Annotated in this window: 11 protein-coding genes; 6 read left to right on the forward strand and 5 right to left on the reverse strand. The window is 40.9% G+C overall.

Going from position 1 to position 17,494, the window contains the following annotated elements; all coding sequences use genetic code 11:
• Nucleotides 1-152 precede the first annotated feature (152 nt).
• Nucleotides 153-1,724 carry a D-alanyl-D-alanine carboxypeptidase/D-alanyl-D-alanine endopeptidase gene (gene dacB, locus AAEY99_RS14365; protein ID WP_351010952.1) on the reverse strand — a complete coding sequence of 524 codons (1,572 nt, stop codon included), beginning with the start codon at nt 1,722-1,724 and terminating at the stop codon, nt 153-155.
• Between the two features lie 718 nt (nt 1,725-2,442).
• Between dacB and pssA the strand changes: the two genes are divergently transcribed.
• The 5 genes from pssA to AAEY99_RS14390 all read left to right on the forward strand — a co-directional run bounded on the left by pssA (nt 2,443) and on the right by AAEY99_RS14390 (nt 7,579).
• Nucleotides 2,443-3,783, forward strand: coding sequence for a CDP-diacylglycerol--serine O-phosphatidyltransferase (gene pssA / locus AAEY99_RS14370; RefSeq protein ID WP_351010953.1), 1,341 nt, complete (start codon nt 2,443-2,445; stop codon nt 3,781-3,783).
• 71 nt (nt 3,784-3,854) lie between these two features.
• A complete protein-coding gene (locus AAEY99_RS14375; RefSeq protein ID WP_351010955.1) occupies nt 3,855-4,658 on the forward strand; it encodes a tRNA-uridine aminocarboxypropyltransferase in 804 nt (267 codons plus the stop codon).
• 150 nt (nt 4,659-4,808) lie between these two features.
• Entirely contained in the window at nt 4,809-5,162 is a 354-nt protein-coding gene (locus AAEY99_RS14380; RefSeq protein WP_101088488.1) for a hypothetical protein, read from the forward strand.
• Nucleotides 5,163-5,297: 135 nt separating this feature from the next.
• The gene (locus AAEY99_RS14385; RefSeq protein WP_335692332.1) at nt 5,298-7,307 is read left to right on the forward strand and encodes a RecQ family ATP-dependent DNA helicase; all 2,010 of its coding nucleotides are present in this window, start codon (nt 5,298-5,300) and stop codon (nt 7,305-7,307) included.
• Entirely contained in the window at nt 7,304-7,579 is a 276-nt protein-coding gene (locus tag AAEY99_RS14390) for a hypothetical protein (RefSeq protein ID WP_011637386.1), read from the forward strand. Before AAEY99_RS14385 ends, AAEY99_RS14390 begins: the two co-directional genes overlap by 4 nt.
• A gap of 325 nt (nt 7,580-7,904) precedes the next feature.
• On the opposite strand, the gene eco is transcribed toward AAEY99_RS14390, so the two are convergent.
• The gene (gene eco, locus AAEY99_RS14395; RefSeq protein WP_192114858.1) at nt 7,905-8,471 is read right to left on the reverse strand and encodes a serine protease inhibitor ecotin; all 567 of its coding nucleotides are present in this window, start codon (nt 8,469-8,471) and stop codon (nt 7,905-7,907) included.
• A gap of 398 nt (nt 8,472-8,869) precedes the next feature.
• Between eco and AAEY99_RS14400 the strand changes: the two genes are divergently transcribed.
• Nucleotides 8,870-9,892: a GGDEF domain-containing protein gene (locus tag AAEY99_RS14400; RefSeq protein WP_192114859.1), complete on the forward strand. Its 1,023-nt coding sequence runs from the start codon at nt 8,870-8,872 to the stop codon at nt 9,890-9,892.
• A gap of 197 nt (nt 9,893-10,089) precedes the next feature.
• Here the strand turns inward: AAEY99_RS14400 and AAEY99_RS14405 are convergent, their stop codons facing one another.
• From AAEY99_RS14405 to AAEY99_RS14415, 3 genes are all read right to left on the reverse strand, one after another.
• Nucleotides 10,090-12,792 (reverse strand): bifunctional acetate--CoA ligase family protein/GNAT family N-acetyltransferase, encoded by a 2,703-nt coding sequence (locus AAEY99_RS14405; RefSeq protein ID WP_351010958.1) that lies wholly within the window; start codon nt 12,790-12,792, stop codon nt 10,090-10,092.
• Nucleotides 12,793-13,068: 276 nt separating this feature from the next.
• Nucleotides 13,069-16,254, reverse strand: coding sequence for an efflux RND transporter permease subunit (locus tag AAEY99_RS14410; protein WP_101088361.1), 3,186 nt, complete (start codon nt 16,252-16,254; stop codon nt 13,069-13,071).
• 5 nt (nt 16,255-16,259) lie between these two features.
• Entirely contained in the window at nt 16,260-17,447 is a 1,188-nt protein-coding gene (locus tag AAEY99_RS14415; RefSeq protein ID WP_101088360.1) for an efflux RND transporter periplasmic adaptor subunit, read from the reverse strand.
• Nucleotides 17,448-17,494: the final 47 nt, after the last annotated feature.

Consider the following 17,494-nt stretch of genomic DNA (forward strand, 5'->3'; position numbering starts at 1 on the left):
TTGATGTTTATAGTGGCATTTTTACTCAGGTCGTCGATGCAGATGGCCAGAATCATTATTTTTAGATTAAACAGAAGATAGCCGCCACAGTTTTAACAAAATGTGGTGGCTATGGTGATGTTATCTCGAGTCCAGGCTATCTCTCGTACTGGTTATCTTGGGACATCCATCATGGTTTGCAAAAACACCGCCGAAAAAGGCGCTTTTTGTTGTTTTTTAATCTGTGGACTTAACCCATTTTCAAATAAAACAAATAAATAATCATGACCATTACTGACATTAACTCGTCCCGCTAAGTTTGCAATGCCCAACATACTGCCTGTTTTAGCAAACACATGGTTTTTCAACGGTGATTTATTGAAATAGCGTTTATAGCGTAAAGTGCCACTAACACCAGATTCTGGTAACAACTCGAGTAAAAAGTGGTACTCAGGTTGTTGGTATAGGGTGGTGAGTACACTTAATACGTGCTCAGGTGTGAGTAAGTTATAACGCGACAAACCAGAGCCATCGGCGATGTTTGCATTTGATAAATCGATGCCAATAGAATACAGAATGGTTTTTAATGCTTGGCCACTTCGGGTAAAATCACTGGGTGCTTGATAATAAACCTCACCCAATTTTTTTAATAAACTGTCGGCAATTAAATTATCTGATTTAAGCAACATGGTTTCGAGCAATTTAGGCAATGCTGCAGATTGGTGGCTGGCGATCACTTGTCTTTGAGCCATAAACTGCGGTTCTGTATTCATGTTTCGTGCTGTAATGGGTTGCTGATGCACAATGCCTAAAGAAGCCAATTGTTTGGCTACGATCTGTTGCGCGTACAGTTGTGGTTCGGTAATGGCTATTGCCAAAGGCAATGATTTAGCGCCGACATGGCAGCCACTAAGATGATAGCGATTATTATCGAAACGGCTTAACGTTAACTGACACTGTGGTACTGATTCTGTTAGATATGCAGGAAGCACAACCGCATCGGTTAATGTCTTCACTGTGGGCTTAGCAACAGATCGGTTGATGATTGGGGTGACAAAATAAGCATCATTGGTGATTTCAATGGGTCGGTTTCCCATCATGGTGATGTTGGCCACTTTATTGTAGCCAGTTGTTGCTAATCGACCATAGACACAATTTTTATCAATGATGAAAGGCGATATTGGCGCTGCGTAGCAAATCCCTAAATCATCCCATACCCAGCCAGGTGCCTGCAGTTGGCTATCTTGCTCACTGGTTAATACAATATTGCCCGTCAGTTCAGTGATACCTAGCAGACTTAAAGAGGCGAGTAACTGTCGCAAATCTTGATATTTTAAGGTTGGGTCTCCACTAAATTCTATGTAAATGTCGCCAGAATATATGCCATTATCAATTTGGCTTTTATCTAAAGGTTGCTCTGCTAACATAGTTAAACGGGTTTGATAGGTAAAGTCTTTACCGAGTTGTTTAGTTGCAGCCAATGCGGTTAACAGTTTTTGAACGCTGGCAGGTTGCATTAACGATTGGTTGTTGTACTCAAAGACTGTTTGTTGAGTCGTCATGTCCCACACTGTGATGCCAAGCTGTGAATGTGTTGGTTTTAGTAACTGGAGCATATTATCAAGATACAATGCTGCAGGTTGCTGGGTAGTACTATCACTATGAATTGTTTGTGGCTGACTGAGTGCTACTTGGTCGGGTGTTTCTGCTGCGATTGCAACATTCAACAGGCTTGTGATAATCAATGCTCCTAGCAGACATAAGGCTTGCGTGAACCGCAAAGAGGGTTGTTCATAAAAGAAACGAGGCTGGGGGAGACAAAAAAGAAGGGAATTCATAAAAGCCTATTGTGAGAGTTCAGTAACGATAGGTTATGTTAGCTGATGATATCCTTAGCTGATATGCATTTGATGTTTTTTTGGTTATATTTCCTCATTTATGATAATTAGAATTAATGTTTAACTCATTATCATTGACGCTTTAGTTGACTAGTTAGCAAGCAATCTCGCTTTATTACGCAAATTATCAACAAAAAAGCGTACTAAAACCGCAGCTAAGTAAGAAAAATCTTGCTCATCACCTTGTTAGTCGGTAATTTCTATCAGCTTAACAGAACGCCAAGCTCACTAATCTTCAGAATTAGATGCCTCAGAGCTGCAATAGTTCTATTTTGCAGCATATTGTGGTGTGATATAAGTTGATTAGAGCGGATAGACAGACCACGATAGACCATTCAGCAATGATATTTATAATTGTAAAGGTTATCTCGTTAGCACTATCGATATTGCGTTAAAAGAAACATCATCAATTGAGGTTGACGTTACTTATTCTGAAGTCACTTATTCCCTCAATTTATCTGTAAGCATGGCATGTATTACTTGCTAAACAGTTGAACAGCGTACTTACAATTACAATATATCGCTGTGATGTTTTTTAAATTTGATCCCATTACTGATTATGGTAATGGTCACCTATTTTAAGGAGGATGCCTTGCTGGATAAGCTAGGTGGTATTGCCCTAAATGCAGATGCTGTGTCTTGGTTGCTTAAGCCAAAAGATTTTAAGCAAGCCTTACTAACTAAAATTGCATCGGCAACATCTTCAATTTACATCGCAGCATTATATGTTGAAGATGATGAAGCTGGCCGTGAGGTATTGCAGGCGTTATTAGACGCAAAGAACCAAAACCCACAATTAGATATCAAAGTGTTAGTGGATTATCATCGTGCACGCCGAGGCCTAATAGGTCAAAAGGGCGACAGTGGTAATTATATTTTATATCGTCAATTAATGGACCAAGCAACGCATCCGTTTGATATTGTCGGTGTGCCGGTGAAGTCTCGCGAATTTATGGGTGTACTGCATCTTAAAGGCTTTATCATCGACGACACTGTTATTTACAGTGGCGCGAGCATTAACAACATTTATTTACAACAGCAAGAAAAATACCGTTTCGATAGATACCATGTTATCGATTGTCCTGAGCTGGCTCGCAGTATGCGTGACATGATAAAGCAGAATATCGTTAGTGATCCTGCCGTAAGTGTATTAAGTCAAGCTGCAGACAATGAAGATAACCCTGAAAAGAACGATGTAAAAAGTTTTAAACATCGTCTATCTCAGGCCCGTTATCAGTATACCTCTACCGCAGTGGGTAACCGTGTTACGCCATTGATCGGTTTAGGCAGAAAGAACAACGGATTAAATGACACTATTGTTAAGTTAGTCGATGAATCAACTAAAGAGTTGTTTATTTGTACGCCTTATTTCAACCCGCCAACGATTTTAACTCGTGCATTAGCAAGACATCTGCGTGATGGCAAAAAAATAGATATTGTCGTTGGTGACAAAACGGCGAATGACTTCTACATTCCGCCGGATCAAGATTTTTCAACGATTGGTGCGTTGCCGTACATGTACGAGCAATCACTGCGTAAATTTGCCAAAAACCAGCAATGGGCTATTGAGAACGGACAACTGAATATTCATTTATGGAAAGATGGTATTAACAGTTTTCATTTGAAGGGCATCAGTGCCGATAATCGAAAGCATCTGATAACGGGTTCGAACCTAAACCCACGCGCGTGGGCATTGGATTTAGAAAATGGCTTATTATTGCATGATGACTCAGGATCTTGGAAAGAGTCGTTTATTCAAGAGCAGCAATATATCTTGCTACACACTGAGCGATTATTTCATTATAGCCAAATTGATACTTTGCAGAAATACCCTAAACCGGTGAAGAAAATAATGAATCGAATTCGCCGTTTAAAAGCAGACTTTTTATTACGCCGTATTCTATAATTTCCTCATAATACGTTTATCAGTTCATCACCAGCATTGGTGATGAACTTTTTTCATCTTAGAGTTGCAGAATGTCAGAATTACCGACTAAACCCACTAAAGCGCCAATTCATGCGGTTCACCGTTTGCATGAGTATCGGAAATCCTTGTCGACAAAGCCCTTTGGCGCGCGAGGAAAGAAACTTATTAGATGTAATTTGTGCCTCTTGGGTGAATTATTTTGCACCTGTAAACATCGTCAATACTTGAATACCAACACCAGCTTTATGTTGATTATGTATAACGATGAAGTATTAAAACCAACCAATAGTGGTAGGCTGATTGCCGACTTAATTCCTGATACCCATGCGTTTTTGTGGACTCGAACCGAGACCGATACTGCAATGTTGGCCTTATTGTCTAATCCAACTTATCAACCATTTTTAGTTTTCCCACAACAATATATTGAGAACGATCAAGTCGTCGTTGAGCAAATAACGGTCACTTCGTTGACGACTGAGCAGGGCATAACCAAAATACCTTTGTTAGTTATGCTTGATGGCAGTTGGCGTGAAGCCATTAAAATGTATCGTAAAAGCCCGTATTTACAACAAATGCCAGTGCTTTCATTTGCACCTGAAACCTTAGCAACCTACGCTCTGCGTAAAGGCAGCCATGATTTTCAACTGGGCACAGCAGAAGTCGCGGCAATGGCATTAACCGCAGCTCAAGAGCCTCAAAATGGTGTAGCATTATCGACTTGGTTTGATTTATTCGTAGAATCTTCCTTGCTTGGGCGTAACCGTCGGGCAAAAGAAACCTTAACGCCAATTTCTGAGTTTATTGATGCTTTTAAACATGCATTACAGGCTAGTCATGAGGGCGGTAAAAAATAGCTTAATCGGCGCCAAACGGTTGCATATTGTGTTAAATTACGTGATGCTAACTGAACGTTAATGGTGTTAGTTATCGCTATTAGGTTATCAATTTTACCTAAGCAACATTCTAATCTGCAGGATTTTATTAAGGATCGTTTCGTACACATTATGGAAGAGTTGATAAACAGTGCTAGAGAGATAAATACTAAAAAATTAGTTGTTTTGTGTCGTCTTGAACCCGGTTGTTTGGGACCAGATGGTGCTGAGCATATCAACACTTTTTGCCAGGTGGCCGAGCGAGCATTAGTAAACTTAAATGCTGATGTGTGTCATTGGTTTCTTGCGCCTCGCTTAGACAAAAGCTTAATAGAAATTCAATACAGCCTTGCAGGTAAGGTGTTGTCTCGTGATAAAGCGGTTAAGTTTATTAGCTCGTTTGATCAAGACCTTGATGACATAGAAGAGCGTTTTGAAGATAAATTGACCCAATTAATTAATCAATATATTGCCCGTAAACGGTAAATGTAGCTCATGTGTTTTAGATTCCTTTCATAGCACTTTAGCCTGTACTTTAACTCTCCCCATAGTGCTAAGGCTTACCGTTTTATCAATTATCGTATAATCCTATGTTGTTTGGGGTTAATAACAGGATTTTATATGACTCCCTCAGCATATAGTGACGCAGCAACTTCTGACGCCGCTCCAACATTTTTCGATCAACAGACGCTACACCAATTGTTGCAGCAACAATTTGGTTTTACTGAGTTCAGAGAAGGCCAACAAGCCGTTATTGAAACCATTTTGGCCGGTCATTCTGCGTTAGCTATATTTCCTACCGGTTCAGGTAAGTCCTTGTGTTATCAGTTTTGTGCCCAACAGTTACCCAACCTAACCTTAGTTATTTCGCCTTTGCTGGCTTTAATGAAAGATCAGCTGGCATTTTTAGCCAGTAAAGGCATCGCCGCCGCCAGTATTGATTCAAGTTTAACTTATGAACAAACGCAACAAGTGATGCGCGATGTACGAGATCAACGTACACGAATTTTGATGGTGTCAGTTGAGCGTTTTAAAAATGAACGTTTTAGGCAATTTCTTAAGTCAGTCCCTATTTCGTTGCTGGTGGTTGATGAAGCGCATTGTATTTCAGAATGGGGACACAATTTCAGGCCTGATTACTTAAAAATCCCTCAATATTGCCAAGAATTTTCAATCCCTCAAAGTTTGTTATTAACAGCGACGGCAACTGAGCAAGTAAAATTGGATATGGCTAAACGTTTTGGTTTGATACCAGAGCAGGTGGTGCAAACCGGTTTTTATCGGCCGAATTTAGATTTGTCTGTTGTCGCGGTTAATCAGCAACAAAAGCTCACTCAGCTCGCGTATACCGTTAAAAACTATCAAGGTGCTGGCATAGTATATGTAACCCTACAGAAAACCGCTGAGGACGTTGCTGCGCACTTAATCAGTCAAGGGATCAATGCTGCTGCGTACCATGCAGGTATGGATCAAACTGTTCGACAACATATTCAACAACAATTTATGCAGAACCACATTCAAGTGATAGTGGCGACTATTGCTTTTGGTATGGGCATTGATAAATCAGATATTCGATTTGTTATCCATTTTGATTTACCTAAGTCGATTGAAAATTACAGCCAAGAAATCGGTCGAGCAGGGCGTGATGGTTTGCTAGCCCATTGTGTGACGTTAGCAAATTTAGATGGATTAAATACTGTTGAAAATTTTGTTTACGGTGATACACCTGAAGCAGATAATATAGGTCAATTATTAGGCATTATTGCAGATGAAACCGAAAGTGGTCGCTGGGAAGTACAAGAAACGCCATTGTCCACAGCATGTAATATTCGTTCATTGCCGTTGAAAACATTATTTGTGCAGTTAGAACTTTTAGGCGTGATCCGCCCAAGCTATGCTTATTTTGCTGAATTTAAATATCGGTTTGTCGAAGACCAGCAAGCCATCCTCAGTCGGTTTAACGATCAGCGCCAGCAATTCTTGAGTCAGGTATTTGCCCATACGCAGTTTAAAAAGGTGTGGGGACAACTAGATTTTGACAGTTTATATCAACAACATGGTTGTGAACGACAACGAGTTGTTGCGGCATTAGACTATTTAGCTGAACAGAATTTGATAATTCTTGAGACAAAAAAAATCACTCAAGTGTATGATGTACAACAGCAGGCATTAGCGACACCGCAGCAATTACAACAATTGACCCAGCAACTCAGTCAATATTTTAGTGAGAATGAACATAAAGAGATTGTGCGGATTGGTAAGCTAGTCGATTTTTTTGAACTTGATCGTTGTTTAAGTGCAAATTTAGCTCACTATTTTGATGACCACTCGGTGCCACAAGTATGTGGTCACTGCAGCGTTTGTCGTGGGCAAATTGCCGTCTTATCCAAACAGGCTGTGGCTCCGTTACCAGACTCGGCCACAGTGACAACATTGCTTGAACCGTTAATTTTAGTGGCTCGAGCAAAATCGTTACCCACTCCAACCATTGCCACGCAGGCTAAATTTCTTGCTGGTATGATAATGCCAATGTTTAGTCGTTTGAAAGTTAAACAACTAGATGGCTTTGGACGTTTTAGTGCTTATCGATATCAAGATATTCTGGATACTGTTAAGAAGGTAAATTCATGAAACCGGTTCCTAAAATACTGTTAGAGCGACACGGTGAGTTAATACAAAGTGAAGGCGTGACGGTGGTGTCCCATATTCAACGGCAAGTTGGAGAATGGGTGGTTCAAACGTTAATGATTAAAGATTGCGATGTGCCATTTAAATACAAGCGACCTCAGCGTTTCAAGAGTTTGTTAGATCATAAAGTCAATTTAATTTACTACCCGGCAAAAGAAGTCGTTGGTGGATTTGAAATTGAAATAATGCAAGTGGTTAGGGTTCGCCGTTACTAATTCTAATCGATTAAGCTCAGCACACGATTGTCTCGGTGTGCTGAGTATTAAGAGTGGATCATTTGAGCTTTTCTCAATGTGATTCAACAATTGATGTGCCATTTTCATATCACGTTTCCAAGCATGGCAATATCGTCGCTTAGCCATTGTACAAGTGTAGTATCATCTCCCGCATCAATCTGCTCGACTAATGTCATTGCGCTTGCCACCGCCAACCACATTGGCCGTTGGGCAGGGTTCAACTAACCCTAATCAAATACCCATAAATCGTCAACAGATTAACAAGGTAGCCCGAGAATAAAGATAAACTCTTTGCGTCTAATCATTATTGGCCACTAAACACAAACTCGCTCGCAGTTTTCCACACTCTATATCGTAAGTCGGTGCCTTCTGGTAAATAAAACACTTTAGGTTGACGGCTGTCATAGCGTAATGTCAGTGCTTCATTAAGCACGATAAACTCAGCTGATTTAGCGTTAGTGCACATCATTTTGGTTGTCGGACCTTGCATCACTTTTTCGACCAGGTAATAGACATATCCCCAGCCGGCTAATGATACTTTGTCAATGTCACCGATGAGCTTGGTCTTATTACAATCGACGATTTGATTTTGACCAATTTGCACTTCAAACATGTAATCTTGCTCATTTTTCAGTTCAGGCAAGGTCAGTACATGTTGTACCATGCCCTCAGTGGGGGCTGGATACATTTTACTGGCTCGTTGCGGCTGATATTGACTGACATCCATAACCGTAGTGTTAATTTTCAGGGTGTTCAGATAATGATTGTCAACGGGACTGGTAGCTCGCGATCCAAACGAGATGACACCGGCACAGATGACCGTAACCGTCATCACGAATTTTATGGTATCTGTAACACTGATTCGTTTCATATTCTGTCCTTTTAAAATGCATGTAATACCATCTCGCATAAAACGGCATTGTATTGTCCGTATGCACACACAAACGCTAAGGTATAGTGTGTACTTCTCACAATTAATCCCAGAAAAAGAGGCCAAATCGTCTTTTACTTACCAATTGCCTTGTGCATATAATTCATATCAGGTTTGGCATCAAACAATCCAGCTTAACCTTATTTACTCGCTCTTTCGTCAGAGTTGTATGAGTTAGTTAGTGTAAACGCTGCTTGGCATGAAAAGGGTTAAAATGATTATTTTTTATTTACGCTTGTTTATTGGACTACATCAATAATTGAGTTTAGTTCATAAGTATGACATAACATACTGATAACCTTTGACACATTGTATTTATTAATAAGGTATCGCCTTCGATGCATAATACCCAAAATCTTGAACAAACCTCGCATATACTGCATTTAGCGTTACCTAAAATGGCAGACTTAGCTATTCCTGTCACGCCAGAAAACTATGCTATTTGGTTTGATTATTTTGCTGAGAGCAACCTTAATCTAAAACGCGCAATTGACGGTTTAATTGCTAATGGTGTTCAATTTACTCCCGAAGTTAATTTAGGTTTATACAATCGATTTATTGAAGAACAATCACCAGAAATTATTGAAAACGTCCAAATCGAAACTCAAATTCTGATTAACAGCTTACTTAATAAGATTGAGCAGTTAAATGTTGGCACGGAATCTTTTTCATCTAACCTCAATCAATTTGGCGAAAAGCTGCAAACAAATCCTAATGCTGATGAGCTCAATCTTATCGTTGGTTCCATTGCCGCCGAAGTTGATCAAGTCATTGCTAATAATCGCCAAATGTCTGCGAGCCTCGAGTCATTATCTGAAGAAGTTGCTAACCTTAAAGACGAAATGGAAAATTTGAGTAAAGTGGCTATGACGGATGAACTTACATCGTTAAAAAACCGCCGCTCTTATGAGCTGTTTGCCGCAGAGCAGATGACCAAGTTTGTCGACACTCAAACGGTATGCAGTTTGTTGATGATTGATATTGATAATTTTAAGATGTTTAATGATACTTTTGGCCACTTAATTGGCGATAAAGTGTTGGCTTATGTGGCTTTAGCCATGAAAAATACTGTTAAAGGCGATGATTTGGTTGCTCGCTATGGTGGTGAAGAGTTTGTGGTAATGTTACCCAATGCCAAGCTTATCGATGCCGTAAACGTGGCGGAAAAAATACGTGAAAGAATTGCATTAAAACAGCTTTCTATCGGTAAAGAAAAGAAACAAAACCTGGGGCATATTACCGTTTCTATTGGAGTGGCCACTATTCAAACGGGTGATGATGTAGATACCTTATTATCGCGTGCTGACGAACAACTTTATATTGCAAAAGCTGCCGGCAAAAATTGCGTCAAATTTGGTTAACATTAATCGGTGGTTTTACGGTGCGATGCTCTTTTAATTTGCTTGTTTACTGTAACAAATGTTTGCAGTAACAAATGTTTCGGTAACCAATATTTGATTTAAAAAACGTTAAGCCCACAACGAATCAACTTTTTAGCGGTTGACCCATGTGGGCTTATGTTTATCTGCTGTTGATTACATTTAACACAACCAAAATGTTATTGCGCTTTTGGTTGTAAATCCATGTGCATCTTTATTAAATGTTCTTCCATATCAAATGATACGGTAAACCCAAGTGACTTGGCGAGGTTAGCCATACTGCGGTTTTCAAACATGGTAAAGCCCGTTAAATACAGTGTATTGTTGGTTTTATAGTAAGCAATCAGTTTTTCCAGTAGTAACTTGCCTAAGCCAATCCCTTGATAATTACTGCGAACCGCCATAGCAAACTCGGCTTCGGTATTATCTGGGTCGATAGACGCTCTCACAGCCCCTAATGTTAGCTCTTCACCATCCTCTGTCATTGTCGTCGCAATAAATGCCATCTCACGCGAATAATCAATTTGAGTTAATACTGCCATTTCTTCATGGGTCATGCGTGATCGCACTCCAAAATAGCGCTTGTATCTGTCTTCATCACTTAACGAATTATCAAAATCTAAGTGTTTAGGCTCATCTTCTGGCAAAATAGGCCGTAACATTATCTCAAGACCATTTTTTAACGTGGTAGTTTGTTCTAATTCTTTTGGATAGGGCAAAATCGCTAAACGGTTAATGTTGTCTTGCGGGGTGGCATGAAGCCGCATATTGACATCTAACAAGGTGATTTTCTCACCCGCGGCCAAAACAGGATTAATGTCTACTTCGGCAATTTCAGGACAATCAATAATTAAGTGAGATATTTGAGTCAGCATCACGCATAAAGCATTCATGTCTAGACCGAGTGGCAAATGACGGTCTCGCAGCTTATGGGTTTTAAGTGCTTGAATCACCATATAACGAGCCAGTGCCATGTTTAACGGTGGCAGTGCAACCGCAGCGTCGCGTGTTGGGTCCCATTCGGATCCACCTTCACCTAAACAAATTGCCGGACCAAATACAGGGTCATTAATTACCGACACCCTAATTTCTTGTGCTCCTGCGGTTAATGCCATTTTTTGAATAATTAATCCGTCAATTTTGGCTGAAGGATTAGTTTGATGCACCCGGTCAATAATAGAGTGGGCGGCGTGACTGACATCTTCATCAGAGGCTAAATTTAGCACTACACCGTGCACATCAGATTTATACAGTAAGTCTGGTGATTGCACTTTTAACGCCACAGGATAACCGACCTGGTTGGCGACATTAACCGCTTCATCAACATCTTTTACAAATCGAGTTTCAATGGTATTGAGTCCGTAAGCACGTAAAATATCAACGGCTTGATGGGTTTCAACCACTGTTTGACCATTAACCAAAGCGCGTTGTAATAATAGTCGTGCCGCTTTGCTGTCAGTCGGAATATTATCAGGTATCGACTGCGGTACTTCTTGGAGTAGCTTTTGGTTACGACGGTATTCGACCATGTGCATAAATGCTCTTACGGCACCTTCAGGGGTTCGATAGGTCGGAATGCCAGCTTTGGTAAACCGTTTACGGGCCAAATAAGCTGAGTCTTCACCGCTCCAATTGGTGAGCATATTGATTCTATTGCGGTTAGGGTGTTGATTGATTGTGTCGATAATACTGTTAGCAATATCAACACTTTCACCTAATACAGATGGTGAATGTAGCACCAAGATAGTGTCAGTATCGTTACTGCTCATAAGTACTTTTAATGTATCTGCATAGCGTTGGCTGTCTGAATCACCAATCATGTCGATAGGATTTTGTTGTGACCAAGTATTGGGTAAAATAGCATTCAGTTCAGCGACGGTTTTTTCTGACAATTGTGCCAGTTTGCCACCTTTAATAATCAACTCATCCGCGGCCAATACAGCAGGGCCGCCGCCATTACTCATAATGACTAATCGTTCACCTTTTAATGGGGTCGAATGAGCAAGGCTTTCTACCGCAGCAAATAATTCAATTAAATCATTTACTCTTAACATACCGGCACGTCTAAAAGCGGCTTCATAAACGGCATCGTTGCCACCAATACCACCAGTATGGAGCATTGCGGCTTGCACACCTTCACGGCTGCGACCTGATTTAATCACAAAGATGGGTTTATTGCGTGAGGCAGCGCGAGCGGCAGATAAAAAGTGACGTTTTTCGTTAATGGAATCGATATACAGCATGATAGCGCTGGTTTTACTGTCGCGGCCTAAATAATCGAGTAATTCATCAAAGTCGATATCGGTGGCATCACCGAGTGAAATAAACGACGAAAAGCCAATACCTTTGTTGTTGGCCCAATCGAGTACCGTGGTGCAAATGGCTGCTGATTGCGACACAAATGCAATTTTGCCTACGTTGGCTCCAGCGTGCGCTAAACTGGCATTGAGTCCAATAGGCGGTAAAATCATTCCCAAACTATTGGGGCCTAATAAGCGCATGCCGTATCGTTTGGCATATTGTTTGGTGAGTTCAAGTAAATTATTACCTTGCTCGTCAGTTTGCGATGCCATGCCAGAGGCCATAATAATCGCAACTTTACAGCCAAATTGAGCCAAACGTTCAACAATACTGGGCACTCTTAAGGCGTTGGTGCAAATAATGGCTAAATCAGGTTTGATCGGTAATGCTTCAATATTGGGGTACGCCAATACACCCATTACTGCGGTATATTTGGGTGTGACAGGCATTATTGGCCCAGAAAAACCGCCTGATAACAGGTTTTTCATGATTGCTTTACCTGCACGCTTATTGCCGTTAGATGCGCCAATGACTGCCACCGAAGTGGGTTTAAAGAGTGCATTAATGCTGCGTTGACTCATAAAATGTGACCTTAGCTGGCTGGCAATAAACACGGTTGTTAACACTAGATTAGCATAATATTTTATCGAATAACGATAAAGAGATTATTTTAACAGACGGGCCATTTTGTGAATAAAACCAATTACTCACTTAATCATTGGTAATCAATTATCTCATCAAAAAAAACCATCGATAGACTCGATTTCAGAGCATTGTCTCGGCCATAAAAATGCAATAAAAAAGGGCCATTTAGGCCCTTAGTCATTGTCGGTTTCATTGTCGTTATTATTGCTGCTTTAATGTTGTTCGGTTACAGATATCGTAGACGAAGGAGCTGGGACGTAAATATTGATGACCTTGCGGATCAATGCTTTACCGTCTTCAATAGCAATATACAAACATGGAATGAGACATAAAGTTACCACAGTCGCAAACAACACCCCAAACGCTAATGAAACAGCCATTGGGATTACCATTTGAGCTTGCATACTGGTCTCAGCCATAATTGGCACTAGACCAATGAATGTTGTCAATGAGGTAAGCATGATAGCTCTAAAGCGTCGGCAACCTGCATTGAGCACGGCTTGTTTCATCGGCACACCCGCTTTGCGGGAGTTATTGACATAATCCACCATCACTAGTGAGTCATTCACCACAACACCAGCAGCGGCAATAATACCAAACATCGATAGCACACTTAAATCGATGCCTAAAATGATGTGTCCCATTACGGAACCGATAACCCCAAACGGAATCACCGACATAATCATAATAGGTTGAATATATGAGCGCAGTGGAATAGCCAACAAACTATAAATCAGCAATAGCGATAAAATAAAGTCACGCATTTGTGTATCTGCGCTGTCTAATTGCTCTTGAATACTGCCAGATACTTCACTGTGGACGCGTGGATACTTAATCAGCAACTCTGGCATAAAGTTATCACGGATATCTTTAGCCAATTTAAACGGTTCAGTTTGATCTGCATCTACATTGGCCCACACGTTAATGGTTCGGTTACCATTTTCGCGGCGGATACTGTTTACGCCTTGCACGACCTTGATTTCCGCAACTTCAGATAAGGGTAACTCTGCACCTTGTGGGGTGTTAATCATCACATCTTGTACCAATGCAATTGAGTTACGCTGCTCTTCAGGGTAGCGCAGCATCACTTTGATTTCTTCGCCATTACGAATGATACGTTGTGCTTCAAGACCGTAAAAACTATTACCCACCTGTGAGGCGATATTGGCTAAGGTTAAGCCCAATGCATTGGCCAATGGCTTTAATTGGAACTGCACTTCTTTAGCACTTGACTGGCGGCTGTCGTTTACGTCGCTGACGCCTTTAAGTGAATTTAGCTTGGCTTTTAGAGCTAATGACGCTGCAACCAACTGACTTTCATCTTTACCTTCAAGCCTAAAGCTAATGTCACCGTCTTCACGACCGCCACCCATTAAACTGTCTTGAACGCTAAACGATTTAACCCCAGGAATTTGTGGCATTGCTTTGCGCCATAAGTCTGCTAAAGCAAAGGTATCCATTGGTCTGAGTGATGGATCGACCAATTTAGTCATCACTTCAGCCGTTGTTTGCCCTTTAAGATCGACCTGCATGTCAGAAATCATTTTCTGGCCATATTGCTGCTCAATCTTTTTATCAACATCATATAATGTCTGCTCTATGGCCAGTGCGGCCGCGAGCGTCGATTTTTCTGATGCATCAACGTTCATTTCAACGGTGACTCGAGGAAAGTCGTGTGGAATTTTTGGTTGACCGATAAAACGAACCAAACCGCCCATATAGAGCCCAACACATACTAAGATCAAGCTAATAAACAACATGATGACTGCGTAACGATACTCAACCGCTAATTCAAGGGAAGGGCGATAGATAGACTTAATAAATTTCGTTAAACCGCGATCAATTTTACCTTGAACAAAATTAACCCCATTACGTAACCAATCTAATGGGTTTTTTGAACCAGGTTTAACAATGGTTGGTTTTTTCATGTGCGCCAAATGCGCAGGCAAAATCAACTTTGATTCTATTAATGAAAACAATAAACATAAAATAACGATAAAACCGATTGCTTGCCCAAATGCTGATGATGGGCCATCGTCCATGGTTATCGGTAGGAAAGCGGCAATCGTGGTCAGTACCCCGAATGTAGCTGGCATAGCGACTTTTTTAACGCCACGGATAACGCTGTCAATACTTTGGCCGTGTTCTTCTGATTCACTGTGGGCACTTTCACCCATTACAATGGCATCGTCGACCACGATCCCCAGCACTAAGATAAAGGCGAACAAGCTGATGACGTTAATGGTCACATCAATAAATGCCATTGGCATAAACAATAGGGTACCGAGGAAACATACAGGCAGTCCCATCATCACCCAAAAAGCCAATCGAACTCGCAAGAACAAAGCCAGCATGATAAACACTAATATCGCACCACTTTTCATGCTGTCGAGCATCAGTTGTAACCGGCCATCCAAGTAGTAAGTCATGTCTACCCAAGGTTCAAGTTTGACTCCTTGTGGTAATATTTTTTGCTGTTTATCGACAAAGCTATTAATGGTATCTGCCACATCAGTAATACTTTGATTTTTACCCGCGCCAATGAAAAAGGTAACTGAATTTTTACCATTAAATTTAGAGTATTGAATACCTTCTTCAAAGCCATCATTTACGGTGGCAATATCACCTAATAAGATTTTGGTACCATCATCTAGTGTCAATAAAGGCAGTTGTTCAAACTCGTAACCCACATAGGCTTGATTCTGAACGCGTAAATTGATGTAACCATTTTCTGCTTTGATTTGGCCTGCAGACATATTGCGTGAATAGCCGCGAACAGCCTCAGCCACATCATTAAACGTTATCCCAAACTCACGTAAACGGTCTTTACTGACTTCAATACCAATTTCATAACTTAAGCCGCTATAATATTCGCTAATGTTGACCCCAGGCAATTGCATGATTTCATCATTAATGCGCTCGCCTAAATCTTTGAGTTGCTTTTGGTTTAAGTCACCATAAAGGCTTAAATACATTACTTCTTGGCGAAACTTAATCCGTTCAACTTTTGGGGGCTCCATGCCGCCTGGAAAGGTTGAGATGGAGTCAATTTCAGACTTAACCTCTTCAAGTACGACTTGTGGATCATATGAGTCTTCAACCTGAAAATATCCCTGCGCTATATTACGATTCGAATAGGTAATAACCCTTTTTAAGCCTTGAACGCTTTCTAAAGCTTGTTCAATTTTAATGGTAATGCCTTCTTCCACTTCTTGTGGTGCAGTACCTGGGTAAACGGCGCTAAATTGAATCCAGTTAACTTCAACGGCAGGGAAGAACTGTTTACGGATTGTATTGGCGGTCAACAGACCACCGAGTATGATAATGATCATCAACAAGTTTGCCGCAACGCTATTGCGGGCAAACCAGGCGATAATTCCTTTGTTAGTATCGTCCATGATGTTTATTTACCTTCCATCGCAAGTTCAGTTTGTTCTGTTTCTACTGACTCATCTTGTAAGATTTTATCTTCAGGCAGAGCAAGTTGCATACCTTCTAACGGGTAATCAAGCGCTGATGTTATTACTTGCATTCCTGATTCAAGACCTTCGGAAATCACGACATTCGCGCCTTCTTGGCGAATAATGTTAACAGGTTTATAGCGTAAGGTTTTGTCGCTATCCATCACAGCAACTAAACCATTTACAATCAAATGACGCGGAATAATGGCCACATTACCGGCATTACTGCCTTCAACATAGGCGGTAACATAGGTGCCAAATCGTAATTCATTTTTATCGCTATTAAGTCCGTATGGATCGTCTATTTCGGCAACCAGGTATGTCATCCGGCTTTTGCTGTCTACCACGCCTTCACTGCGAACAATTTTTCCTATCCACTCTTGTTTGCTTCCGGCAAAGTTGCCCGCTAATCGTACTTCAGCATGAGTGCCTTTTTTATCCAAATACTGCATTTCTTTATCGGCTAGCGGTAAGCGAATTTCTGCTGTATCAGTATTGTAAACATGACCAATTTTGCTGCCAGTGGTGACGTATGCGCCTAAACCGATTTCACGGCTGGATATGAGTGCATCATACGGCGCGCGGATAACCGTACGCTCTAAATCGCGTTGTGCACGTAATAAACCCGCTTCAGCACTTTTTAGTTTGGCTAATTCTTGTGCTAATTGCGGCTTGCGCAAACTAAGATCAGTTGGCTTACTGCTGGTTATTTCGGCCCATTCACGTAAGGCAACTTCAGCATTGGCTCGTTCTTGTACCATGTTGGCTTTAGACGAGGCTATGTTTGCTTGAGCATCTAATAATCCAGCTTCATAGTCACTGGGATCAATTTTAGCTAAAACATCACCTTTTTTAACAAAGCCACCTTTGACGAATTTATCGGCTAAATAAATAATTTCACCACTGACTTGTGCGACGAGTTCGGTGTCGTATTTTGCCGCGACAACACCGTATGAACTGACAGAAAAAGTCATCGGTTTATATTCAAGTGCTTGAACAGACACTAAAGGGGTGGTATCAACTTCAGGCTTTTCTTCAGGCGGTTTTTTTAGTGCAGCAATGCCAACTAAACCGGCTATTCCAATACCTAATACTATGATGGGTAATATTATTTGTTTTTTAGTAGCCACAATGCTTCCTTTTTATAATCCGATATTTTTGCAGTAAGTTCATTTCA

Origin of the sequence: Shewanella sp. S1-58-MNA-CIBAN-0166, assembly GCF_040310085.1 — a bacterium.
Lineage (GTDB): Bacteria > Pseudomonadota > Gammaproteobacteria > Enterobacterales > Shewanellaceae > Shewanella.